22 protein-coding genes and 1 pseudogene are annotated in these 22,695 nt (G+C 74.1%); 6 read left to right on the top strand and 17 right to left on the bottom strand.

The window, feature by feature from the left end; translation table 11 throughout:
- The 7 genes from ACFQ8T_RS10530 to ACFQ8T_RS10560 all read right to left on the bottom strand — a co-directional run bounded on the left by ACFQ8T_RS10530 (position 1) and on the right by ACFQ8T_RS10560 (position 7,191).
- Complete coding sequence (locus ACFQ8T_RS10530) at positions 1–1,416, bottom strand: extracellular solute-binding protein (protein ID WP_430546486.1); 1,416 nt, start codon at positions 1,414–1,416, stop codon at positions 1–3.
- A 147-nt stretch (positions 1,417–1,563) separates the two neighbouring features.
- Positions 1,564–2,736 carry an ROK family protein gene (locus ACFQ8T_RS10535; RefSeq protein WP_430546487.1) on the bottom strand — a complete coding sequence of 391 codons (1,173 nt, stop codon included), beginning with the start codon at positions 2,734–2,736 and terminating at the stop codon, positions 1,564–1,566.
- Between the two features lie 321 nt (positions 2,737–3,057).
- Positions 3,058–3,507: an RbsD/FucU family protein gene (locus ACFQ8T_RS10540; protein WP_430546488.1), complete on the bottom strand. Its 450-nt coding sequence runs from the start codon at positions 3,505–3,507 to the stop codon at positions 3,058–3,060.
- Position 3,508: 1 nt separating this feature from the next.
- Positions 3,509–4,384, bottom strand: a complete 876-nt coding sequence (locus ACFQ8T_RS10545; RefSeq protein WP_430546489.1) for a fumarylacetoacetate hydrolase family protein — start codon at positions 4,382–4,384, stop codon at positions 3,509–3,511.
- Between the two features lie 100 nt (positions 4,385–4,484).
- Complete coding sequence (locus ACFQ8T_RS10550) at positions 4,485–5,489, bottom strand: aldo/keto reductase (protein ID WP_430546490.1); 1,005 nt, start codon at positions 5,487–5,489, stop codon at positions 4,485–4,487.
- Positions 5,486–6,268 carry an SDR family NAD(P)-dependent oxidoreductase gene (locus tag ACFQ8T_RS10555; RefSeq protein WP_430546491.1) on the bottom strand — a complete coding sequence of 261 codons (783 nt, stop codon included), beginning with the start codon at positions 6,266–6,268 and terminating at the stop codon, positions 5,486–5,488. Before ACFQ8T_RS10555 ends, ACFQ8T_RS10550 begins: the two co-directional genes overlap by 4 nt.
- Positions 6,265–7,191, bottom strand: a complete 927-nt coding sequence (locus ACFQ8T_RS10560) for an amidohydrolase family protein (protein WP_430546492.1) — start codon at positions 7,189–7,191, stop codon at positions 6,265–6,267. Before ACFQ8T_RS10560 ends, ACFQ8T_RS10555 begins: the two co-directional genes overlap by 4 nt.
- A 174-nt stretch (positions 7,192–7,365) precedes the next feature.
- Here ACFQ8T_RS10560 and ACFQ8T_RS10565 point away from each other — a divergent pair, with 174 nt between their 5' ends.
- Positions 7,366–8,682, top strand: a complete 1,317-nt coding sequence (locus tag ACFQ8T_RS10565) for an alpha-L-fucosidase (RefSeq protein ID WP_430546493.1) — start codon at positions 7,366–7,368, stop codon at positions 8,680–8,682.
- Positions 8,683–8,734: 52 nt separating this feature from the next.
- Here the strand turns inward: ACFQ8T_RS10565 and ACFQ8T_RS10570 are convergent, their stop codons facing one another.
- From ACFQ8T_RS10570 to ACFQ8T_RS10580, 3 genes are all read right to left on the bottom strand, one after another.
- Positions 8,735–9,481 (bottom strand): SAM-dependent methyltransferase, encoded by a 747-nt coding sequence (locus ACFQ8T_RS10570; protein ID WP_430546494.1) that lies wholly within the window; start codon positions 9,479–9,481, stop codon positions 8,735–8,737.
- A 188-nt stretch (positions 9,482–9,669) separates the two neighbouring features.
- A complete protein-coding gene (locus ACFQ8T_RS10575) occupies positions 9,670–10,155 on the bottom strand; it encodes an SRPBCC domain-containing protein (protein ID WP_430546495.1) in 486 nt (161 codons plus the stop codon).
- Complete coding sequence (locus ACFQ8T_RS10580) at positions 10,133–10,459, bottom strand: ArsR/SmtB family transcription factor (protein ID WP_430546496.1); 327 nt, start codon at positions 10,457–10,459, stop codon at positions 10,133–10,135. Before ACFQ8T_RS10580 ends, ACFQ8T_RS10575 begins: the two co-directional genes overlap by 23 nt.
- Before the next feature lie 244 nt (positions 10,460–10,703).
- Between ACFQ8T_RS10580 and ACFQ8T_RS10585 the strand changes: the two genes are divergently transcribed.
- Positions 10,704–12,368, top strand: coding sequence for a thiamine pyrophosphate-binding protein (locus ACFQ8T_RS10585; RefSeq protein ID WP_430546497.1), 1,665 nt, complete (start codon positions 10,704–10,706; stop codon positions 12,366–12,368).
- 27 nt (positions 12,369–12,395) lie between these two features.
- A pseudogene (locus ACFQ8T_RS10590) lies at positions 12,396–12,746 on the top strand (GNAT family N-acetyltransferase); the annotation flags it as partial.
- 155 nt (positions 12,747–12,901) lie between these two features.
- Here ACFQ8T_RS10590 and ACFQ8T_RS10595 read toward each other — a convergent pair.
- On the bottom strand, positions 12,902–13,312 hold the full coding sequence (locus ACFQ8T_RS10595; protein ID WP_430546533.1) for a hypothetical protein: 411 nt from the start codon (positions 13,310–13,312) through the stop codon (positions 12,902–12,904).
- A gap of 126 nt (positions 13,313–13,438) precedes the next feature.
- On the opposite strand from ACFQ8T_RS10595, the gene ACFQ8T_RS10600 reads away from it, so the two are divergent.
- Complete coding sequence (locus ACFQ8T_RS10600; protein ID WP_430546498.1) at positions 13,439–14,986, top strand: DUF222 domain-containing protein; 1,548 nt, start codon at positions 13,439–13,441, stop codon at positions 14,984–14,986.
- 29 nt (positions 14,987–15,015) lie between these two features.
- Here the strand turns inward: ACFQ8T_RS10600 and ACFQ8T_RS10605 are convergent, their stop codons facing one another.
- From ACFQ8T_RS10605 to ACFQ8T_RS10625, 5 genes are all read right to left on the bottom strand, one after another.
- The gene (locus tag ACFQ8T_RS10605) at positions 15,016–15,582 is read right to left on the bottom strand and encodes a dihydrofolate reductase family protein (protein WP_430546499.1); all 567 of its coding nucleotides are present in this window, start codon (positions 15,580–15,582) and stop codon (positions 15,016–15,018) included.
- A gap of 89 nt (positions 15,583–15,671) precedes the next feature.
- On the bottom strand, positions 15,672–16,391 hold the full coding sequence (locus ACFQ8T_RS10610; protein ID WP_430546500.1) for an alpha/beta fold hydrolase: 720 nt from the start codon (positions 16,389–16,391) through the stop codon (positions 15,672–15,674).
- The gene (locus tag ACFQ8T_RS10615; protein ID WP_430546501.1) at positions 16,388–16,693 is read right to left on the bottom strand and encodes a GNAT family N-acetyltransferase; all 306 of its coding nucleotides are present in this window, start codon (positions 16,691–16,693) and stop codon (positions 16,388–16,390) included. Before ACFQ8T_RS10615 ends, ACFQ8T_RS10610 begins: the two co-directional genes overlap by 4 nt.
- Before the next feature lie 222 nt (positions 16,694–16,915).
- Complete coding sequence (locus ACFQ8T_RS10620) at positions 16,916–17,512, bottom strand: gamma carbonic anhydrase family protein (protein WP_430546502.1); 597 nt, start codon at positions 17,510–17,512, stop codon at positions 16,916–16,918.
- A gap of 45 nt (positions 17,513–17,557) precedes the next feature.
- Positions 17,558–19,450 carry an FAD-dependent monooxygenase gene (locus ACFQ8T_RS10625; RefSeq protein WP_430546503.1) on the bottom strand — a complete coding sequence of 631 codons (1,893 nt, stop codon included), beginning with the start codon at positions 19,448–19,450 and terminating at the stop codon, positions 17,558–17,560.
- Between the two features lie 130 nt (positions 19,451–19,580).
- Here ACFQ8T_RS10625 and ACFQ8T_RS10630 point away from each other — a divergent pair, with 130 nt between their 5' ends.
- Positions 19,581–20,285: an IclR family transcriptional regulator gene (locus ACFQ8T_RS10630; RefSeq protein WP_430546504.1), complete on the top strand. Its 705-nt coding sequence runs from the start codon at positions 19,581–19,583 to the stop codon at positions 20,283–20,285.
- Between the two features lie 104 nt (positions 20,286–20,389).
- A complete protein-coding gene (locus ACFQ8T_RS10635) occupies positions 20,390–21,250 on the top strand; it encodes a hypothetical protein (RefSeq protein ID WP_430546505.1) in 861 nt (286 codons plus the stop codon).
- Positions 21,251–21,275: 25 nt separating this feature from the next.
- On the opposite strand, the gene ACFQ8T_RS10640 is transcribed toward ACFQ8T_RS10635, so the two are convergent.
- Positions 21,276–22,658, bottom strand: a complete 1,383-nt coding sequence (locus ACFQ8T_RS10640) for an MFS transporter (RefSeq protein ID WP_430546506.1) — start codon at positions 22,656–22,658, stop codon at positions 21,276–21,278.
- Between the last annotated feature and the right edge of the window lie 37 nt (positions 22,659–22,695).

Below are 22,695 nucleotides of genomic sequence, written 5' to 3' on the forward strand. Positions count from 1 at the left end.
TCAGCCCTGCTGCTCGAGGATGCGGTTCGCGGCGTCCTCGGCGGCCTGGAGCGCCTCGTCGACCGGCTTCTTGCCCGAGATCGCGAGCTGGAGCTCGGAGACGACCGCGGTCTGCACGGCATCGGACCACGCGAAGATGAAGACGTTCTCGGCATCCGTCGCGGCCTCGACCGACAGACGGTTGGCCTCGTCGAGCGGCGAGTCGCCGGTGATGTCCGTGAACTTGGGGATGTCCAGCGATTCCTCGGTCGAGGGGAAGTTGGAGACCAGCGGGCTGGAGACGAACTCCGTCTGCCACTCCGGGCTCAGCAGGAACTGCGCGAAGGCGACGGCCGCCACGGGGTTCTTCGACGTGGACGGGACGCCGATGAGCTGGCCGTCCTGGAACGCGTGGCCGCGTGCGTCGAACAGCGTGGCGACGCCCGTGACGTCGTAGGTGGCCTCGTTGGTGTCCTTGACGTAGCGGAGGAACGAAGCGTTGGTAGAGCCCCACACGACGTCGCCGGCGGAGTAGAGCTGCGTGACGTCCACGTCGCTCGAGAGGGTGTCCTTCGGCAGCGCGCCCTCCGCGTACAGCTCCGCGTACTTCGCCAGCCACTCCTGGATCTTCGGGTCGTCAGCGAACGTGAACTCGGTCTCGTCCGCGTTCGTGATCGCGGCGTTCATGAGCTGCCAGTCGTTCGGCACGTGCGTGTACGGGTTCGCCGGGAACGCGTAGTACTCGCCGCCCGACTTCTCGGCGATCTGGCTCGCCATCTCGAGCTGCTCCATGACGGTCGACGGCGGGGCCTGCGGGTCGAGGCCGGCGTCCTTCATGAGGTCCTCGTTGAACGTCTGCAGGCCGTTCAGGCCCCAGTACCACGGGAGGACGTAGTGGTCGTCGTCGCCGGGGAACTTCTGCGACTCCCACACCGACGGGATGAAGGACTCGCCGATGTCCTCCGGGCCCTTGGTGGTGAGGTCGAGCAGGAAGTTCTCGCGGTAGAGCGCGTAGGCCGTCGTCTGGTTGAGGTTGACGACGTCGGGCAGGTCGCACGACTGCGCGTTGGTCACGAGGCGCTGGGTGAACTCGGCGTCGCCCGGGTCGTCCTGCCACTTCACCGTGACGTCCGGGTACTTCTCCTCGAAGGCCGCGATGAGCTTCTCGAAGTACGGGCTGAAGTCCTGCTTGAGCGCCGTGGTCTGGAAGGTGATCTCGCCGGACGGCTCACCCGCCAGCCGCTGGTCGGAGGTCACCTCGTCCGAGAGCTCGCACTTGCCCGCCGTGGTCGGCTTGCCGTCGGCGCCGACCTCGGCGGAGCCGCCACCGATACCGCACGCGGACAGGGCGAGGGAAGCGACGACGACGCCGGCGACGCCGCCCGAAAGCGTGCGGCCGCGGCGGCGCGGTCGGGGCATGAGGGTGTGAGTGGTCATGGTTTCAGCCGTTCCTCGTGAGGTGTCTACCCGACGGTGGGCCGGACCTGGAAGCGGTCCGTGGTGATCCACAGGTGTGGCGGTCGGTGCCGTCGCTCGAGGTCGTTCTCGCGCGGCGTGCTGTGCTGGGTCGTGCGTGGTGGGTCGTCAGGGGCCGCGCAGCTCGGGCCAGGTCCGGACCGGGGCGGCGACCGCGCCGATCCCGTAGACGGACTCCCGCGCGGCCTCGCGCAGAAGGGTCAGTGCGCCGCTCACCACGCCGCCGGCGCCCAGCAGGGACGGGACCACCTCGGTCCGCAGGGGCGACTCCGCGCGGAGCAGCTCCTCGACCTCCGCGGCGAAGCGCTCGGCCCCCGCCGTACCGACCGTCCCGGCGAGGACGACGCAGTGCGGGTCGACGACGGTCGAGATCGTGGTGACGACGACGGCGACTCGTCGCGCCGCCTCGCTGCGGAACGTGCGGAGAGCCTCTCCTGGTGCGTCGTCCCGGAGCGCCTGCTCCGGCGAGGTGCCGGCGAGCCCCAGCCCGTCGAGCACCTCCTGGAGCGCCGCCGAGCCGACGAGGCTCTGAAAGCCGGCGGACGAGGAGCCGAGCCGGCCGCCGACCGTCGTCGGCGCGAGGCCGATCTCGCCCGCGTACCCGTGCGCGCCGCGCAGCAGGGTGCGGTTGACGACGGTCGCGGCGCCGATGCCCTCGTCGAGGCGCAGGAGGGTGAAGCTCTCGACGCCGGCCGCGCTGCCGCTCTCGGCCTCGGCGAGGGCGGCGAGGTTGACGTCGTTCTCGAGCGCGACGGGGCAGCCGAGCCGTGCGGCGAGCCTGCCGCGCTGCCCCGCACGCCAGGCCGGGTGCCCGGAGACGAAGTCCATGTCTCCCTGGGGGTTCACGACGCCGGGCGTTCCCGCGAGCACCTGCCACAGGTCGGAGGGCTCGATGCCGGCCTCCGCGCTCGCGGCGGCGACCGCTTCCGCCACGGTCTCGACGGGGTCGTCACCGCGCTGCGGGATGCGTACGTCGGACAGCGCGGCCCCGGAAAGGTCGGAGACGACCGCGTGCACGAACCGGCCCGGCTGCATCTCGACGCCGGCGACGTGGCAGAGGTTGGTCACCGCGCGGAAGTGCACCGCGTTCGGGCCGCGCTGGGCCGACGACACCTCGCCGACGGGCGTGACCAGCCCGGCCTCGATGAGCCGGACGACAAGCTCACCGGTCGAGGGCTTCGACAGGCCGGTCGCCTTGCTGATCATGGCCCGGGAGGCCGACTGGTGCTCGAGCAGGAGGTCGACGACCATCCGCTCGTTGACCGACAGGGGCTTCCGCATCATTGCGACCATCTCGTCCGGGCGGCCGGACGGCCGCGGTGATTACTTTTAGTCAGGCTACCTGATGATTAACGCGCTGCATATCCCCTCGACCCTGAAAGATCAGATGACCCCGGTCGCCTGGCAGTCCGCAGAGGTCCACGAACCGATGGGTCCGCAGGTGAGAGCCCGCTCGGCCCGCGTGCCATTGTGGTCAAAGTGCCGGGGATCCGTCGCTCCAGCCTGGGCGACGGCGTGCCGAGAAATCCGGCGCACGACGACGGCTGGCCGGTTCCTCTGACGAATCGGGGCACAGCGGGACGAGCAGGCCTCTCCCCGACGCTACGTCGCGGGGGACCGGACCCCGATCGTGAGCAGCAGGTTGGCGTAGACGCGCTGGTCGCCGGTGGCGACCAGCAGGGCGACGTCGTCGGACCGGGCGGCGTCGTAGAACGCGAACCGGTCCAGCTCGTCCCAGCCGACCTCGGCCCCGAGCATCGCCCGGTAGCCGGTGTGCGCGGGGATCTCCTCCCCCGCGGCGACGACGTCGCCCGCTACGCCGCCGGGCACCATCACGGCGGCGGACTCGACGGGCACGGCGTCGAGCAGCACCTCGAGCACCTGGTCCACGGTCAGCAGGCCGGGCCTCAGGTTGAGGTGCACGCGCGCGGCGCCCGGCCGGGCGCCCGTGGAGTGCGGGTAGTTCGCGTCGGCGAGCAGCACCCGCGACCCGTGCCCCGCCGCGGCGAGCTCCGCGACGAGGCCCGGGTGCAACAGCTCGTAGCGGAGCACGTCAGCCCCGCGCGGCCGCGGCCGGGACGCGCGCGTCGGCGAACGCGTGCCGCTGGCGGCCGAGGCCGTCGATCTCGACCTCGACGACGTCGCCGTCGGTCAGGTACGGGAACCGGCCGGACAGCGCGACGCCCTCGGGCGTGCCGGTGCAGATCAGGTCGCCCGGCTCGAGCGTCATGTACTGCGACAGGTGGTGCACGATCTCGGCGACGCCGAAGATCATGTCCGTCGTCGACGAGTCCTGGCGGGGCTCGCCGTTGACGGACGACCGCAGCCGCAGCGCACCCGGGTCCACCTCGTCGGCGGGTACCAGCGCGGGGCCCGTCGGCAGGAACGCCGGGCCGCACTTGCCCTTCGACCACTGACCGAGGGAGTCGTCGAGCTGCCAGGCCCGCTCGCTGACGTCGTCCACCACGGTGTACCCGGCGACGTGCGCCAGCGCGGCCTCGGGCGACGGCAGGTAGCTCGCCTGCGTCCCGACGACGATCGCGAGCTCGACCTCCCAGTCGACCTTCTCCGAGCCGGGCGGGATCGGCACCGTGTCGTCGGGACCGACCACCGTGTTCGGGTGCTTGAAGAAGATGATCGGCAGGCGCGGGGGCTCCGCCCCGGACTCCCGCGCGTGCGCGGCGTAGTTCTGGCCCACGCACACGACGGCGGTGGGCCGCGCGATCGGGGCACCGCGGCGCAGGCCGTCCGCGCCGTCGAGCACGGGCAGCTCGCCGGCGGCGAGGGCGGCACGCGTGCGCGCGATGCCGTCGGCGGCGAGGAAGCCGCCGTCGACGTCGCCGGTCAGCGGCCGCAGGTCGTAGGTGGCGCCGGCGGTGGTGACGGCGGGGATCTCCTGGCCCACCGGGCCCAGGCGGAGCAGCTGCATCGATGTCCTCTGTTCTCTCTGGGGGGCGCCTCGATCATGCGCCCGGGTCGCGTCCGGGTCACATCCGTCCCGCCATGCGGGCGGCGGGGCGGACGGGACGTCACGCGAAGGCGTCGGGATGGGCCTCGGGGGCGAGGAGCCCCCGGCCCACCAGGTCGGTCCACAGGTCGGCGGGGACGACGGCGGCGTGCCGGTCCACGGCCTGCCGCACCTGGTCGGCGGTGCGCAGCCCGACCACGGTGCTCGTCACCGCGGGGTGGGTGCGCACGTAGGCGAGCGCGGCCTGCGGCAGCGTGACGCCGTGCTCGGCGCACGCGGCGGCGATGCGGCGCGTGCGGTCGAGCAGGGCCGCGGGCGCCGGGGCGTAGTCGTAGGTCGCGTCGTCGGGCACGACGTCGCGGGCCAGCAGCCCGGAGTTGTACACGCCGGCGACGACGACCGAAGCGCCGCGCGCGGCGGCAGCCGGCAGCAGGTCGGCCAGCGCGGGCTGCTCCAGCAGCGTGAACCGGCCCGCGCACATCACCACGTCCACGTCCGCCTCGGCGACGAACCGCGCGAGCATCGCGGACTGGTTCATCCCGGCGCCGATCGCGCCGACGACACCCTGGTCGCGCAGCTCCACCAGCGCCGGGACGGCCTCGGTGAACGCCTGCTCCTCGTGCTCGTCCGGGTCGTGCAGGTACACGACGTCGACCCGGTCCAGGCCGGTGCGCTCGAGGCTCGCCTCCAACGACCGCAGCACGCCGTCGCGGGAGAAGTCCCACACCCGCCGGGTCACGGCAGGCACGTCGAAGATGTCCTCGTCCTTCTGGTGCGCCGTCTCCGGCGACGGCACCAGCAGGCGCCCCGCCTTCGTCGACACGACGTACTCGTCCCGCGGGCGGCCGGCCAGGCTCGCGCCGAGCCGCCGCTCCGACAGCCCCAGCCCGTAGTGCGGCGCCGTGTCGAAGTAGCGCACGCCGGCGTCCCACGCGGCGTCGACCGCCTCCTGGGTCTCCGCGTCCGTGGTCGCCCGGTAGAGGTTGCCGGCCTGCGCCGCCCCGTAGCCGAGGCCGGTCAGCCGGACCCCGGTCGCCCGGACCTCCCGGGAGGGCAGCGCGCTCACGCCTGCTCCGGCGGGCGCACGCGCAGCTCGTGCATGCCGCCGTCGACGGCGAGCGCGGTGCCGGTGGTCGCGGTCGCGAGCGGGCTCGCGAGGTAGCACACGGCGTGCGCGACGGCCTCCGGGCTCACCAGCTTCCCGGTGGGCTGGCGGGACTCGAGCGCGGCGCGCTCGGCGGCCGGGTCGGGGGCGGCGTCGAGCAGCCGCCCCACCCACGGGGTGTCCACGGTGCCGGGGTTCACGCAGGTCACGCGGACGCCCTCGCGCACGTGGTCGGCCGCCATCGCGAGGGTGAGCGCCTGCACGGCGCCCTTGCTCGCGGAGTACAGGGCGCGCTGCGGCAGCCCGGACCACGACGCGATCGAGGCGGTGTTGACGACGGCGGCGTGCTCCGACGCCCGCAGGTGCGGCAGCGCCGCCCGCGTCACGCGCACGATGCCGAGCACGTTGACGTCGAGCACCCGCAGCCATTCGGCGTCGTCGTTGTCCGCGACCGTGCCCTGCGCGCCGATCCCGGCGTTGTTCACGACGACGTCGATGCCGCCCATCTCGGCGGCCGCGCCCTCGACGGCGGCGCGCACGGCGGCGTCGTCGGTGACGTCGGCGACCTGGGCGCCGGCGCCGTCGGGCACGCCGTCGCGCGTGCGGTCGATCGCGACCACCTGGGCGCCGCGGGCGAGCAGGGCGCGCACGACGGACGCGCCGATGCCGGACGCGCCCCCGGTCACGATCGCGCGGATGCCGGCGAACTCCGGCGGGTTCTCGAGGGGGGCGGTGCTCACGGGTGCTCCTTCGTGCGGGTGGTGAGGTGGTCGACCGCGAGGCCGTAGGTGGCGACGGCGGTGCCGCCGCGCACGGCGGCGCGCTCGTCGTCGGACAGGGACTCCAGCAGCTCGTCGGCGGCGGCCCACCAGCGCCCGTAGCCGGAGGCGAGGAGGCAGACGGGCCAGTCGCTGCCGAGCAGGAGGCGGCCCGGGCCGAAGACGTCGAGCGCGTGGTCGGCGGCGGGGCGCAGGTCCGCGGTGGTCCAGGTGTCCCAGCGCGCCTCCGTGACCAGCCCGGACAGCTTTGCGACGACGTTCGGGCGGGCCGCGAGCGCCGCCAGGTCGGCGCGCCAGCCGTCCAGGGCGGCCGGGTCCCCGGGGTGGTCGCCGACGCCGTGCAGCGCCGCGAGGGGCGGCTTGCCCAGGTGGTCGAGCACGAACCGCGTGCCGGGCAGGGCCGCGGCGAGCCGGGCGCACGACGCGAGCTGGTCGGCCCGGACCACGAGGTCGAACGGCAGGCCCGCCGCGCCGACGGCTGCGATGCCGGCGTGCACGTCGGGGCGGTCGAGGTAGCCCGGGTCGGGCTCGGCCTGCACCATCGTGCGGATCCCCACGAGACGGTCGCCGCCCGGGCCCTCGCGCAGCGCGGCGAGGCGGTCCTCGAGCGCCGGGTCGAAGAGGTCGGCCCAGCCCACGACGCCGGCGATGCGCGCCGCGCGCCCCGCGGGCGAGGCGGCGACGTCGAGCAGGTCCTCGGTCTCGGCCCAGGTGCTCACGCTCTGCACGACGACGGTCGCGTCGACGCCGTGCGCCGCGGCGGGCAGGTCGGCGGTCGTGAAGTCGGCGTCGATCGCCGCCATCGTCGCGGAGTCGATCCAGTCCTGCGGGTGCCGCGCGCGGACCCACAGGTGGTGGTGCGCGTCGACGACGACGTCGGACATCCGGACTCCCTCGGCCTGCGGACTGATTCATCCAATGTATAGGCGGGTCAACTGCTTGCGCCAGCCCTGCCTTCGCCGAGTATCCTCAGACCGCACGCCAAGACGTCATATCTCTGCGTGCCTGACTCGACCGGCCCCCGCGCCGGACCCGCCGCTCGACGAGGAGTGATCCGCATGACCACGGCCGCCCCGCCCCTGCGCCCCGAGCAGGCGTGGTTCACCGAGGCCCGCTTCGGCCTCTTCGTGCACTTCGGCCTGTACTCCGCGGCCGCCCGGCACGAGTGGGTGATGAGCAACGAGCGCATGACCGTCGAGCAGTACGCACGGTACGCCGAGGTGTTCGACCCGGACCTGTTCGACGCGCGCGCCGTCGCCCGGGCCGCGAAGGACGCCGGGATGAAGTACGTCGTCCTGACCACCAAGCACCACGACGGCTTCGCCCTGTGGGACTCCGCCGTCAGCGACTACAGCATCGCCCGCACCCGCGGGCGCGACCTCGTGGCGGAGCTTGCCGAGGCCGTCCGCGCCGAGGGCCTGCACCTGGGGATGTACCACTCGGTCATCGACTGGCACCACCCCGACTTCACGGTGGACCACGTGCACCCGCGGCGCGACGACCCCGACGCGCACGCCCTGAACGAGGGCCGCGACATGGCGCAGTACCGCGAGTACCTGCACGCCCAGGTGCGCGAGCTGCTCACCGGGTACGGGCCGGTGGACTACGTGTTCTTCGACTTCACGTTCGCCGAGGACAAGGACGGCTGGCGAGGCAAGTACCCGGAGGACTGGGACGCCGAGGCGCTGCTCGCCCTCGTCCGCGAGCTGCAGCCCCAGGCCGTGGTCAACGACCGGCTGGGCATCCCTGGCGACCTCGTCACCCCGGAGCAGTACCAGCCCGATGCGCCGATGCGCGACGACGCGGGCGAGCTCGTCGTCTGGGAGGCGTGCCAGACCCTCAACGGCAGCTGGGGCTACGACCGCGACAACACGCGGTTCAAGGACCCCGACCTGCTGGTGCGCATGCTCGTCGACACGGTCTCCAAGGGCGGCAACCTGCTGCTCAACATCGGCCCCGACGGCCGGGGCGCCATCCCGGCGCGCGACGCCGCCTCGCTCGCCGCCCTCGGGGCGTGGACGCGCCTGCACGCGCGGTCGATCACGGGTGCGGGCCCGGCCGACCCTGAGCTCGCGGCCGCCGTCGCGCCCGGGCTGCCGCCCGGCGTCGTGCTCACGCAGCGCGGCGACCGCCTCTACCTCCACCTGTTCGCGTGGCCGTTCGGGCACGTCCACCTGCGCGGGCTCGCGGACCGGGTGCGCTACGCCCAGCTGCTGCACGACGGTTCCGAGCTGCGCACGTCGGTGTCCGACCCGGACCAGAAGGCGTGGAACACCAACCCCGGCGGGCAGCCGCCCGGCACGCTCACGCTGCACCTGCCCACGGCGCGCCCCGACGTCGCCGTGCCGGTGGTCGAGCTGTTCCTGGACGCCTAGCACCCGCGCGGTCGGCGGACGGGCCGGGCCCGCCCGCCGACCGCGGCCCTGATCAGCGGGCGATCAGCGCGAACACGCCCCACCCGAAGTGCACGCGCGCGCCGGCCGCGTACTGCTGCGGCTCGGTGGCCAGGAGGCGACGGACGTCGTCGTGCAGCTCGTCGTCCGGGTGGGTGTCCGCCCAGCGGCGCATGGTCAGCCACTGGGGCGCCATGTAGCGGTCCCAGGACTCCTCGGTGGCGCAGACCATCTCGACGACGTCGTACCCGAGGCCGCCGAACGACGCCAGCAGCTCGGGAAGCGCCAGGTAGGCGTCTGCGGACTCCACTCCGCACGCCGCGAGGGCGGCGGGGGACGTCGGAATCACGCGCCAGTACGGCTCGCCGACCAGCAGCATCCCGCCGGGCCGGACGCTCCTGCGCAGCAGGTCCAGGGTGCCGGGCACCCCGCCGCCGATCCAGGTCGCGCCCACGCAGGCACCGACGTCGACGGGCTCGTCGGCCACGTAGCCGGCTGCGTCCGCCTCGACGAAGCGAACGGCGTCGCCGACGCCGAGCTCGTCGGCGCGCGCCCGGGCGGCGGCGACGAAGTCGGGGTTGAGGTCCACCCCCCGCCCGGTGACGCCGTGGTCACGCGCCCAGGTGGACAGCATCTCGCCGGACCCGCAGGCCAGGTCGAGGAAGCGCGTGCCCGCGGGAAGGTCGAGCCGCTCCCCGAGGTCGGCGAGCTGTCGCTCGGTCAGCGGGTTGTGGATGCGATGGCGGGACTCACGGACGGAGAAGATCCTCAGGTCGACCATGGTGGTGCTCCTTGCACGGGTTCCGGTGGGTGCGCTCGTGGCAGCGGGCAGGCCCGCTCGCCGACACCGGGACCGTCATCGTGCATCACACCTCTCAGTCACCGCCCTGGTACGCGACCGGCGGGGCTCCCTGCGAGCCGGCCGCGACGCTACGGCAGACCCGCCCCGACGATCCACGGTTTTCCCGGTCATGCCGTGCCGGCCGCCCGCTGCAGCCCGCTCAGGTCGACGGCCCAGCCGTCGGCGCCGCCGACGGCGTCGCGCATCCCCTCCCAGCCTTCCCCGTGCCGCTCGAGGTGCCGGTGCTCGAGGACGACGCGGCTGCGGCGTTCGTCGACCGCGACGAACGAGACGTGCACCTCGCTGCAGCGCGCAGGGTCGGTCTCGACCTCCCAGCGCGGCGACACGTCCCAGGTGAAGACGAACCGCGCGGGACGCTCGACGACGAGCACGCGGGCGATCCTGCAGCGGCGCCCGGCGGAGTCGACCTCCGTGATGGAGCCGCCGGCCCGGAGCTCGACGTCCATGTCGACGGTGTCGTCGAGCAGGTGGTGGGACGGGTCCCACCAGGTCGACATCTGCCGCGTGAACACGTCGAAGACGTGCTCGACCGGGGCGGCGACGTCCACGGAGACGGACACCGGGGCGGTCTCAGGTCGGGTCGGGGTGGTCATGGAAGGTCTCCTCTGCGACGGAGGCGAAGCTGTCGAGCGAACGGCGCCAGAACAGGTCCAGGTACTCGCGGAGCATCGCGAGCCCCTCAGGGTCGGCGCGATAGACGCGGCGGGTGCCGACGGCCTCGTCGGCGACCAGCCGGGCGTCCTTGAGCACGCGCAGGTGCTGCGAGACGGCCGGGCGGCTCACGGGCAGCCCGGCGGCGAGCTCCCCGACCGACGACGGCCGGGCCGCGACGCGCTGGTAGATCTCGCGCCGCGTGGGGTCCGCCAGGGCGGCGAACCCGGATACGTCAGTAGCCACTTACGGTAAGTTACGCCTGACCGTCTGCCTCCACAAGACCCCGTCGGAGATCGCGCCCGACCGGTGGATATACTCGCGGCGTCGAGGCGGACCCGCGCCGCCTTGCGCTCGAAAAAGGGGCGCACGGCAGCCCGGTCACCGGCAGGCACCGCTGCACCGCCAGCGCGTCGGACCCGGCGTCGGGACCGCACGGGACACATACGGACCGCACCACTCATCCGTCACTGTTCCCCTGGAGGCCCCCGTGCCCACCGTGTCCGCCCATGTCGCCCGCACCCTCGCCCAGCACGTCGACCACGTCTTCGGCGTCATGGGCAACGGCAACGCCTGGTTCCTCGACGACGTCGAGCGCACCGCGGCCGCCCGGTTCACCGCCGTCCGGCACGAGGCCGGCGGCGTCGTGGCCGCCGACGCCTACTTCCGGGCCTCCGGCCGCATCGCCGCCGCGACCGTCACGTACGGCGCGGGCTTCACCAACACGCTGACGGCGCTCGCCGAGGCCGCGCAGGCCCGCGTGCCGCTCGTGCTCCTCGCGGGCGACGAGCCGACGTCGGGCCCGCGCCCGTGGGACGTGGACCAGATCGCGCTGGCCGCCGCCGTCGGCGCGCGCACCTATACCGTCGGTCGCGCGGACGCCGCCGCGACCACCGTCATCGCGATCGAGCACTCGCTCACCTACCGCGTGCCCGTCGTGCTGGCCATCCCCTACGACGTCGCCGCGCTCGAGGCCGGCCCGGTGCCCGAGGCGCCCGAGCCCTCCCTCCCCGGGCCGCTCGCCCCCGCCGGCCCGTTCGACGCCGCCGCCATCACCGCGCTCGCGCGCGCCCTCGCCGGGGCCGAGCGACCCCTGCTCCTCGCGGGCCGCGGCGCCTGGCTGGCCGGCGCGAGCTCGGCGCTGGGCGAGCTCGCGGACGCCACCGGGGCGCTCACGGCGACGACGGCGCTGGGCCGCGGCGTCTTCCCCGACGGGCGGTACGACCTCGGCGTCGCCGGCGGGTTCGGCGCCGACGGCGCGATGGCGCTGGTGCGCGAGGCGGACGTCGCGGTCGTCGTGGGCGCCTCGCTCAACCAGTTCACGATGCGGTTCGGCGAGCTCTTCTCCCCCGGCACCCGCGTCGTCCAGGTGGACGTCGCGCAGGCCGCGACGCACCGCCACGTGGGCTCGTTCGTCCGCGGGGACGCCGCGCTCGTGACGCGCGCCCTGCTCGACGAGCTGCGCGCCCTGGGCGCCGCGCCGTCGGGCTGGCGCGACTCCGTCGGCGTCGCCGCCGCCCGCACGTACGACACCGGGCCCGCGGACGGCCTCGCCGCCGACGGCCGGCTCGACCCGCGCGGCGTCGCGAGCCGCATCGGCGCGCTGCTCCCCGCCGACCGGGTGGTCGTGTCCGACGGCGGCCACTTCATCGGCTGGGCCAACATGTACTGGCCCGTGGCGTCGCCCGACCGGATGATGATGGTCGGCACCGCCTTCCAGTCCATCGGGCTCGGCTTCCCCAGCGTCGCCGGCGCGGCCGCGGCCCAGCCGGACGCCACCGTCGTGCTCACCACCGGCGACGGCGGTGGGCTCATGGCCCTCGCCGACCTCGAGACCGCCGTGCGCACCGCCGGCGGCCGCGGCGTCGCCGTCGTGTGGAACGACGCCGTCTACGGCGCCGAGGTGCACGTCTACGGGCGCCAGGGCCTCGCCGAGGAGCCCATGCGCATCCCCGAGACCGACTTCGCCGCGCTCGCCGCCGCCGTCGGCGCGGAGGGCGTCGTGGTGCGCAGCCTCGCCGACCTCGACCGGCTCGGCACCTGGGCGCGCGAGCCCGTCGACCAGCGCCGGTTCCTCATGCTCGACTGCCGCGTGTCGCCCACCGTCGTCGCGCCGTACCAGGAGGAGATCCTGCGCGTGAACCGCACGCGGTAGCTCGGCGGGCCGCGCCAGACTGCACCCATGCTGATCAGCCGGGCGACCACCGCCGACGTCGCAGGCCTCGCACGACTCCTGTGCATCGACACCGCCGGCGAGGGGGTCGACGACCAGGCGGTCGACGAGTTCGCCATCGATCTCGATCGCTGGTGGGCCGACCGCGGCGACTCCCACGCCGCCTTCGTCGCCCGGAGCGCGAGAGGGGAGGTCGTCGGCATGGCATGGGTGGCGTTCGTCCCGCGCGTCCCGCGCCCCGGTGCCACCCGCCGGATGTCGGCGGACATCCAGACCGTCTTCATCCGCTCGGACCACCGCGGTCGCGGCCTCGGCACCGCGCTCGTGGAGGCCGCGTCGGAGCACGCGACGCGGCGCGGCGCGGCGCGGCGCACGCGACCGTCCACTCGAGCCGCAGGGCGGTGCCCGTCTACGAGCGGCTCGGCTTCGCGTCCTCCCCGCAGCTCCTGCGGACGACGGCTCCTGGGACGTGAGCCCAGGAGCGGTCGTGGGCCGGTTCGTCCCGGGTCGGGGCGTCAGCCTTCGCGGGGCTCGCTCTGGCCGCTCTGGACCAGGAACTGCTCCCCGCTGCACGAGTCGGGGAGGTGCTCGGTGACGCTGCTGGTCACGCCGCCGCCCAGGTACACCTGCTCGCCGACGGTCAGGGTGAGCCCGAAGGCCTCGAGCGTCCGGGCCTGCGGGTCCCACGCGAAGTCGGAGGGGAACACGGGCACGGTCGTCGTGCCGCCGTTCTCGACGACCAGGCAGCCGTCGACCAGCTGGAGCTGGCCGTCCAACGCCGCCGCGTCGCCCTCGTTCCACGGCCCGGTGCGCACGTACGACGCGGCGGGCGACGTCGGGTCGACCGGCGGCGGGTCGTCGGTGCAGGCGGTCGCCAGGACGAGGACGACCGCCGCGACGGCGCCGGCGCGGCGGGCATTCTTCACACTCTCATGATGCTGGGCGCGCTCGCCGCGCGGAAGCGGTGGACCTGCTCTCGGGTCGCTTCACCCGGCGACAGGTCTCGAACGCCTGTTCGACGTCGTGTCGGTGGCGGGTGGTTGAGTACTCGTATGGCCACCCCGCCCAGCACCGCCGCTTCCCGGCTGGATGCTGCGCTGGACCAGGCCGCGGACGAGCAGGTGGTGGTGAACGCGGCGGCGGGTCGCCGCACGGTCGCGCTGGCTCGGGTCCTGGGCGCGGCGCGGGTGGTGCCGGAGGCGTTGCTGGACGTCGGGGTGGAGCGGGTCGCGTCGGCGGCGCCGGAACGACGCTCCTCGGTCGCGCACCGCGCGCTGGTCGCGGAGGTCGCGTGCATGCTCGGGGTCAGCGAGCACGTCGCAGCCGGCTGGCTCGCGGACGCCGACGTCCTGGCCTCGAAGGCGACCGCGACCCTGGAGGCGTTGTGCGCGGGGTCGATCACCTACCAGCACGCGGCCAAGCTCGCGGACGCAGTAGGCGACCTGCCCCCGAGCGTCGCAGGGCAGGTCGAGCGCGCGGTCCTGGGCAGGGCTCCCGGCATGACGGCGGCCCGGTTCGGGGTGCTCGCGCGCGCCGCCCGCGACCGGCTGCACCCCGTGCCCGCCGAGGTCCGGCATCAGGCCGCCGCCCTGAAGGCGGGCGTCTGGGTCGACGACGGCTCCGACGGGATGTCCTGGCTGACCGCGCACCTGCCGACCCCGGTCGCGCGTGCCGCCTACGACCGCCTGCACCGCACCGCCACGAGAGCGAAGACGACCGGTGACCCGCGCGGGGTCGGGCAGCTGCGCGCCGCGACCCTCACGGCCCTACTCCTCGACGAGGATCACACCAGGAACGAGGCAGACCCTCCGGGCCGGGAGACCGACCCAGCCAGCCCGCCGGGCACACCACCAGGATCAGCACCGGGGACCGCGCCGGGATCCGGACCGCCGGGCCTGCCAGACCCGTCAACCGCCCCTACTTGCGCCCCTCTTCCCGACCCGCTCGCCACACTGGCCCGGACCGTCAGACCCGCGGTCCACGTGACCGTCCCGATCACGACGCTCACCGGCACCGGCGAGAGTCCGGGCCTGCTGGACGGCACCATCCCCGTCGACGCGGAGACCGCACGCCACCTGGTCGCCCGCGCGCCCACCCTGCGGCGCCTGCTCACCGACCCCGTCACCGGCGCCCTGCTCACCGTCGACCGGCGTTCCTACGTCGTGCCCGCCGACCTGCGCGCGTTCCTCACCCAGCGCGACCTGACCTGTCGGTTCCCCGGCTGCCGCATCCCCGCCCGACGCTGCGACCTCGACCACACCACCGCCTGGGAACACGGCGGCACCACCGACTCCACCAACCTCGCCGCGCTGTGCCGCCGCCATCACACGCTCAAGCACGAGTCCCGATGGACCGTCGAACACCTCGCCGGCCCGGACCGAGCCGGCGTCCTGGCTTGGACCTCACCCCGCGGCCGCACCTACCTCACAACGCCCGGATCCGCCGACCACACTCTCGGCGACCTCGACGAGTGGGCCAGCGAAGCCGACCACCTCGTCCTCCAGCCCGCGCCGACGATCGACCCGACCGACGCGGCCCTCCCGCCGGAGCAGACCGCCGACCCGGTCGCCGTGCGCGACGACGGCGACCCGCCGTTCTGACGGCGGCCCAGCGACGGCCTGGCGGCGGCTCAGTCCGCGCCGGGCGGGCCGTCCAGCACGGTCGGTGCGTACTCCAGCAGCGGCAGCCGACCGTCGAGGGTCCGGTGCTGGAGGAGGTCCAGCCGGACGTCGGGCCAGCCGTCGTACAGCCGGTCGTGGCCGGTGGCGCCGTTGACGACCGGGAACACGACGACCCGCACGCGGTCGACGAGTCCCGCCCGCAGCAGGGAGCGGCACAGGCTGGGGCTGCCGATGGTCCGGAGCGCGACGTCGTCCTGCTTCATCGCGCGCACGGCCTCGACGGCGTCGCCCGCGACGAGCGTGGTGTTCGCCCAACCCAGCGGCTCGGTGAGGGTCCGCGAGAACACGACCTTGGGGCGCGCGGTGACCTCGGCCATCTCCTCCTCGCCCGTCTCGGCGAAGCCCGCGAACAGCCGGTACGTCGTGGCGCCCAGCAGGGTCGTGTACTCCTGCCGGCCGTCCTCCTCGAGGAACGCGAAGTAGTCCGGCCCGCCCATACCCCACAGGCCGGGCCACCCGTCGGCGGATCCGAACCCGTCGAGCGAGGTGATGTAGTCGATCATCAGGTCGGCCATCGTCGGGCCCTCCTCGGCCGCTGGGCACTCCTGGTCGTCCACCAGTATCGGCGCGGCGTCGCCCCGTCGCTCGCCCGCCGCCTGACCGGTCAGCCCGGCAACGACGCGCGGAGCGCCGCCATGAACGCGTCGTAGTGGCTGTACCAGACGGAATGCGCCGCCCCCGGCACGTCGCGCACCACGACCCCGTACTTCGCCAGGGCCGCCGCGTCCTCGTCGGTAACGAACGCGCTCGGCGACGCCCGGATCACGACGGCACCTTCCGGGAGCGGCCACGCACCGTCGGCGGAGGAGGCGACGGCCGCACCGGTCTCCGGGTCGAACGCATCGGCCGCCGCGGCCTCGACGCGCACGTCCTCGTCGCTGTAGTGCGGCCGGGTGCGACGCAGCTCGTCCGCGGTACGGGCGCGCCGGTCGCGGACGTAGCCGGCGAGCAGCCCCGCCCGGGCGCCGCCCCCGTGAAACCGGGGCACGGCGTCCACCAGCACGGTCCGCGCGGGCCGGAGCTCCTCGCGCGCAGCGGCCAGCACCACCCCGCCAAAGGAGTGGCCGACGGCGAGCCCGGGGGCGACGACGGACCTCGCGCGGAGCGTCGCGACGACGGCACGCGCCGCCCGCGGCACGGTGAGCCGCGGGTCGCGCGGGGACCGGCCGTGCCCGGGCAGGTCGGGCGCGAGGACCCGCCAACCGGTCTCCGCGAGCGCGGGGCCGACCCGCCACCAGGAGTCTGCGGACCCCATGAAGCCGTGCAGCAGCACCGCGGTGCGGGCGCCCTCGCCCCACTCACGCACGCGCAGCAGGTCGGTCATGCGGTCGCGGCGATCCAGTAGCGCCGCTTCGTCTGGTCGCCGCGCGTTCGCACGTCCTCCAGCACGCCGCCGCACGCCTCGATGACGGCGGCGGAGCCGGTGTTGTCGACGTCGCAGGTGACGAGGACCCGCTCGACGCCGCCCTCGGCGAGGAGCTCGACGGACTGCCGGAGCATCGCCGTCGCGTACCCCCGACGGCGGTGCTCGGGCGCGACCGCGTACCCGACGTGCCCGCCGATGTCGCGCAGGTAGGCGTTGAGCTCGTGCCGCACGGACACCCGGCCCACGGGGACGCCGTCCACGTCGGCGACGAGGAAGTCGCACCGCACCCGCCCCGGGGCGAGGGGTCCTCCCCGAGCGACTCGCGACGCACGGCCGCGATCACCTGCTCCCACGTCCCGCCGTGCTGGAGGAACGTGAACCCGTCCAGCGCGAGCTGGTCGTGCATGCGCCGCAGCGCGGCCTCGTCGTCGAGCCGTGGCGGGCGGAGCGTGAGGGTCATGCGGACGATGATCGCCCACGCGTCACCCCGGCAGCACCTCGTCGTCACGGTGCGCGGCGTAGAACTCCGACTGGCGGCGCATCAGCTCCCGCATCGGCACGTCGCGCCCCACGCCGTAGACCGTCCCGGGGAAGTCGAGCTCCCGCTGCACCTGCCAGACGTCGTCGTGCCGGTCGGGCGGCAGGATCTGCGCGGGGTCGCCCACGGCGACCCAGCCGATCGGGACGAGCGCGCCGGGCGGGAGCACGGTGTTGACCTGCACCACCCCGTGGATGCGCACCTCGGCTCCGGTACCGATCCGGCTGCCGGGGAACAGCGCGGCGCCGGTCGCGACGAACACCTCGTCCTCGACCGTGCTGCCGTTGACGTGGGCGTGCGGACCCACCAGGACGGCGGCACCGATCCGCGAGTCATGGCCGGCCCGCCCGCGGACGAGAGCGTGCTCCATGACCACGCTGTCCTCGCCCACGACGACGGCGCCGTCCTCGGCGCTCAGGACGGCGCCGTGCAGCACACGGGCTCCGGCCGCGACGGTCACGTCCCCGACGAGCACGGCGGTCGGGGCGACCCACGCGGTCGGGTGGACGGACGGGGAGACCCCCCGGTGGCGGACGAGCACGGGCCTGCTCCCCTCGATCGCGGCCGGTGTCCTCGGGACGATAGCTCAGCGGCCGAGGAACACCCCGGCGAAGAACTCGGCGAGCTCGTCGGTGGCGTCGAGCGGCAGCACGTGCGCCACGTACTGGTCGGGGCGCACGACGACGACCACGCCGTCGCGGGACAGCTCGCGCTCCGCGAAGATGTCGCCCGCGGTCCACACGGTGGGCCCGGCGGCGTACACCTTCTCCCAGTCGGTGAGCCCCAGCGGGCCGGTCCGGGGGCGGAACACGTCGGGCACGGCCGCGAGGTCGACGTCCTGGAAGGCCTGCTGGTAGACGACCTTCACGTCGAGGACGGCGTCGACGTCGGACCCCTCGGGGGTGAACCGGGCCAGGGGCGACCCGGACGAGGCGAGCCAGGCCGCCCAGGCGTCCAAGGCGGAGCCCTCGCCCGGCGCGGCGGCGTCGGCGAACGCGTAGACCCTCCACCGGCCGTCGGCCTTGGCGTGGTGCCCGAGGTGCACGGCGTTGCCGTCGCAGACGCGCGTCACCTCGGCGGACTTGAACCGCTTGCCGAGCGGGAACCCCGCGGCCAGCTCCTGCCGGGCGGAGCCTCCCACGATCGCCGACGGCTCGTACCGGGTCATGAACCCGGACGGGAACTCGGACGTCGCGAGGTAGTAGTGGGCGAGCTCCTGCGGGTCGGAGATCTCCTCGGGCTTGCGGGCCATGAGGCTGGACCACTCGCGGTCGAAGTCGATGAGCTGCTGTGCCACGGGCTGCCGCTCGGCGGAGTAGGTGGCCAGGAGCGACTCGGGGCTGAGGCCCGTGAGCACGGACCCGAGCTTCCAGCCCAGGTTGAACCCGTCCTGCATGGACACGTTCATCCCTTGGCCGGCCTTGGCGCTGTGGGTGTGGCAGGCGTCGCCGGTGAGGAAGACGCGCGGGGTGCGGTGCTCCTCGCCGTCGGGCACGTCGTCGAACTTGTCCGTGACGCGGTGGCCGACCTCGTACACGCTGTGCCAGGCCACCTCCTTCACGTCGAGGGCGTAGGGCGTGAGGATCTCGTTGGCCCGCCCGACGATCTCCTCGATCGGCGTGCTGCGCACCCGGTGGTGGTCGTCCGCGGCGACCTCGCCGAGGTCCACGTACACGCGGCAGAGGTACCCGCCCTCGCGGGGGATGAGCAGGATGTTCCCTGCCTCGGAGTTGATCGCGCACTTGGTGCGCCAGTCGGGGAAGTCGGTGTTGACGAGCACGTCCATGACGCCCCAGGCGTGCGCCGCGAACTCGCCGACGTGCTTGCGCCCGATCGCCTCGCGCACCGCGCTGCGGGCGCCGTCGCAGCCGGCGACGTACTTGGCCCGGACGGTCCGCTCCTCCCCCGCGCGCTCGCCGCCCACGTGCCGGACCTGCACCTCGACGGGGTACTCGTCGCCCTCGTGCACGGTCAGGCCGAGGAACTCCACGCCGTAGTCGGGCACGATGCGGGCGGGGCCCAGCGCGGCGGCCTCGGCGAAGTAGTCGAGCACGCGGGCCTGGTTGACGATGAGGTGCGGGTACTCGCTGATCTTGAGGCCGTAGTCCTCGGTGCGCGTGGTGCGCACGATGTGCTTCGGGTTCTCGGGGTCGGGGCCCCAGAAGTTCATCCAGCCGATGTTGTAGGCCTCGGCGATGATCCGCTCCGCGAAGCCGAAGGCGTCGAAGGTCTCGACGCTGCGCGGCTGGATGCCGTCGGCCTGGCCGAGCACCAGCCGGCCCTCGCGCTTCTCGATGAGGCGGGTCGTGACGCCGGGGTACCGCGACATCTGCGCGGCGAGCAGCATGCCCGCCGGCCCCGAGCCGACGACCAGGACGTCGACCTCGTCGGGCAGCTCGTCGGGCCGGTCCACGCCGGTGCCTGCGGGCGGCAGCACCCGCGGGTCGCCGGAGACGTAACCGTGGTGGTGGAACTGCACGAGCTCTCCTCATCGTCGTCGATGCGCGACCCGACCTCCGTGTCGGGCGTGGCGTTCGCCGCGGCCGTGTTCTATATTCGAACACGACGTTCTACTATTGAATGCAGCGTAACCCACCGGAAGGACGACGATGCCCGACGCCGGCCCGCCCCCGTCGCAGACCCTCAGCCGCGGCATCCGCATCCTGGAGGTGCTCGCCGACGCCCGCGCGCCCCTGACCATCGACGACGTCGCCGGGCTGCTCGGGGTGCACCGCTCCATCGCCTACCGGCTGCTGCGCACGCTGGAGCACCACGGGCTCGTGGTGCGCGACGCGAACGGCGGCGTCGCGCTCGGCGCCCGCATGGCGGCGCTCGCCGCGGGCGTGGCCCACGACCTGCAGGCCGAGGCGCTCCCCGAGCTCACCGCCGTCGCGAACGAGCTGGGGATGACCTGCTTCCTCGCCGTCCTCGACCACGACGAGTGCGTGACCCTCGTCAGCGTCGAGCCGCGGCACGCCGTCGCGCCCGTGGCGCAGCGGCCGGGCACCCGGCACCCGGTCACGGTGGGCGCGCCCGGCAAGGCGATCCTCACGCTGCTGCCCCACGCGCAGTGGCCGGCCGACGCGCCCGATGCGCTGCGTGCCACCGTCGCCCAGGCCGCCGAGCGCGGCTTCGCCACCAGCCACGACGAGGTCATCCCCAGCCTCGAGTCGGTCGCGGTGCCGCTGGCGCTGCGCGGACGCGGGCCGGCGGCCGTCGCGGTGGTGCACGTCGCCAGCCCGATCGACCACGAGCAGATCGCGGCGCGCCTCACCGCGTCGGCGAGCGCCGTGCGGGAGGCCCTCGGCGGCTGAGGGCCGGACGCTGTCGCCTGGCAGAACCGACGACGGCCATGCATGGTGGCTCAGGGCGACCATGCACCGCGGAGCCCGCCGTCCCACCGAGGAGCGAGGTGTCCATGAGTGCTCGTCCCCCCGTCCCCGCCCGGGCCGCCCGGCCCCGCCGGATCCTCACGGCCGCCGGAGTCTGCGCCGTCCTGCTCGCCCCGATCGGCGCGGCGCCAGTGGTCGCCGCTCCGCAGGCGCCCGAGCGCTCCGAAGCGGCCGCCCGGCCCGCCGAGGGACCGCTGGCCCTGGGCATCGGCCGCCAGAAGAGCTCGTCCACGACGCTCCGGCACTTCCTGAGCTGGGCTCGGGCCTACGGGTTCCGGGTCTCCGAGCACCCGCTGTACGGCGGCGTGACCCGCGGGGCGCACTCGAAGAACTCCTGGCACTACGACGGCCTGGCGGCGGACCTCAACTACGGTCCCGCCGGGGCGCCCTCCTCGGAGCGCTCCCGGGCGCGCACCGCGATCAAGGTCGCGGACTCGATGGGCCTGGGCGTGATCTACGCGCGGGACGGGACGGTGGGGTCGGCGGCCAACCACCGCAACCACGTGCACGTGGACGTGGGCACGACGTCCAACTACGGCCGCGGCACCGTGCTCGCGCCGACCGGGTCGCGCACGACCCAGCGGCTCCAGCAGGTGGCCCACTTCCCCCTGGCCCAGCGCGACAACCTGTGGGGGACGAACACCGACCAGCGGCTGCAGGCGATCCGCGCCGCCTCCCGCATGCACGGCACGAAGTTCCCCTACGGCGTGAAGACGGCGCAGCGCGCGGTGGGCGTCACCGCGGACGGCAAGTGGGGCCCGAAGTCCCGTGCCGCGCACGACAAGGCCGTCGCCGCGCTGCAGCGGGTGCTGTCCGTGTCCGCCACCGGGACCTGGGGCCCGGCCACCGAGAGCAAGTACCTCAGCGTGCGCAAGAAGCTGCGGTGACCGGGCCGGCCCGACGGCGCCGTCGTCAGGCCCTCGAGACTCCGTAGACCGGGCTGGCGGCCTGCTCGTCCTCGTGCTCCGGGCCGAGGGGGATGCCGGTACGGTCGCGCAGCAGCAGCGTGGCGGCGAACGCCACCACCATGACGCCGGCGACGTAGAAGGCGACGGACGTCGCGGTGCCCGTCGTCTGCACGAGCCAGGCCGCGATGGTCGGCGCGAAGGCGCCGCCCAGGATGGCGCCGATCGCGTACGTGATGGACACGCCGGAGTAGCGGATCGACGCGGGGAAGAGCTCCGCGAAGTACGCCGCCTGCTGGCCGTAGGTGAACCCGTTGCCGACGGCGAACAGCGACACGCCGAGGAACAGCAGCCAGGGGTTGCCGGTGTTGACCAGCGGGAACAGCAGGAACACGGTGGCGAGGAACGCCAGCCAGCCGATGATGTACGTGTTCCGGCGCCCGATCCGGTCGGAGGCCGCGCCGGCGGCGAAGGTGCACGCGAGCCACACGACGGACGCGCCCGCGACCGCGAGGAGCACCGGCGTGCGGTCCATGCCGACCAGGCCGCCCTCGGCGAGCGGCGTCGTCGCGTAGTTCTGCAGGTAGCCGCCGGTGGTCATGTAGCCCGCGGCGTTGTTGCCGGCGAACGTCAGCGCGGCGAGCAGCACGAGCAGCCAGTGCTTGCGGAACAGGGTGAGGATCGGCGTCTTGGCGGCGGCCTTCTTCTCGGCGATCTCGAGGAAGACGGGGCTCTCCTCCACGGACCGCCGCACGACGATCCCGACGACGATGAGCACCACGCTCAGCAGGAACGGGATGCGCCAGCCCCACTCGACGAACGCGTCCCCCGGGGAGATCACGCCGGTCATGAGGGCGAGCATGCCGGAGGCCAGCAGCAGGCCGATGGGCACGCCGATCTGCGGGAACGCGCCCATGCGGCCACGCCGGCCGTCGGGGGCGTGCTCGACGGCCATGAGGACCGCGCCGCCCCACTCGCCGCCGGTCGACAGCCCCTGCACGATGCGCAGGAGCACGAGCAGCGCGGGCGCCGCGATGCCGATGGACTCGTACGTGGGCAGGACGCCGATGAGCGTCGTCGCGCCGCCCATGAGCATGAGCGTGACGACGAGCATCGCCTTGCGCCCGATCTTGTCGCCGAAGTGGCCGGCGAGGAACGCACCGAGAGGTCGGAACAGGAAGCTGATCCCCACGGTCGCGAACGACAGCAGGGTGGCCGCGCCGGGACCGGCGGGCTCGAAGAACAGCGTGCCGAACACGAGGCCGGCGGCGCTGGCGTAGAGGAAGAAGTCGTACCACTCGATGGTGGTGCCGATGACGGTCGCGAAGGCGACGCGTCGGAGCTCGCGACGTGCGGTGTCGCTGGGGGCGGCGGCGGTGCCGGTGGTCATGTCCGGAAGACCTCTCTGTCAGTCCGCGGGGGTGGTG

It is taken from the genome of Isoptericola sp. NPDC056618, from assembly GCF_042792715.1.
Taxonomy (GTDB): Bacteria; Actinomycetota; Actinomycetes; order Actinomycetales; family Cellulomonadaceae; genus Isoptericola; species Isoptericola nanjingensis.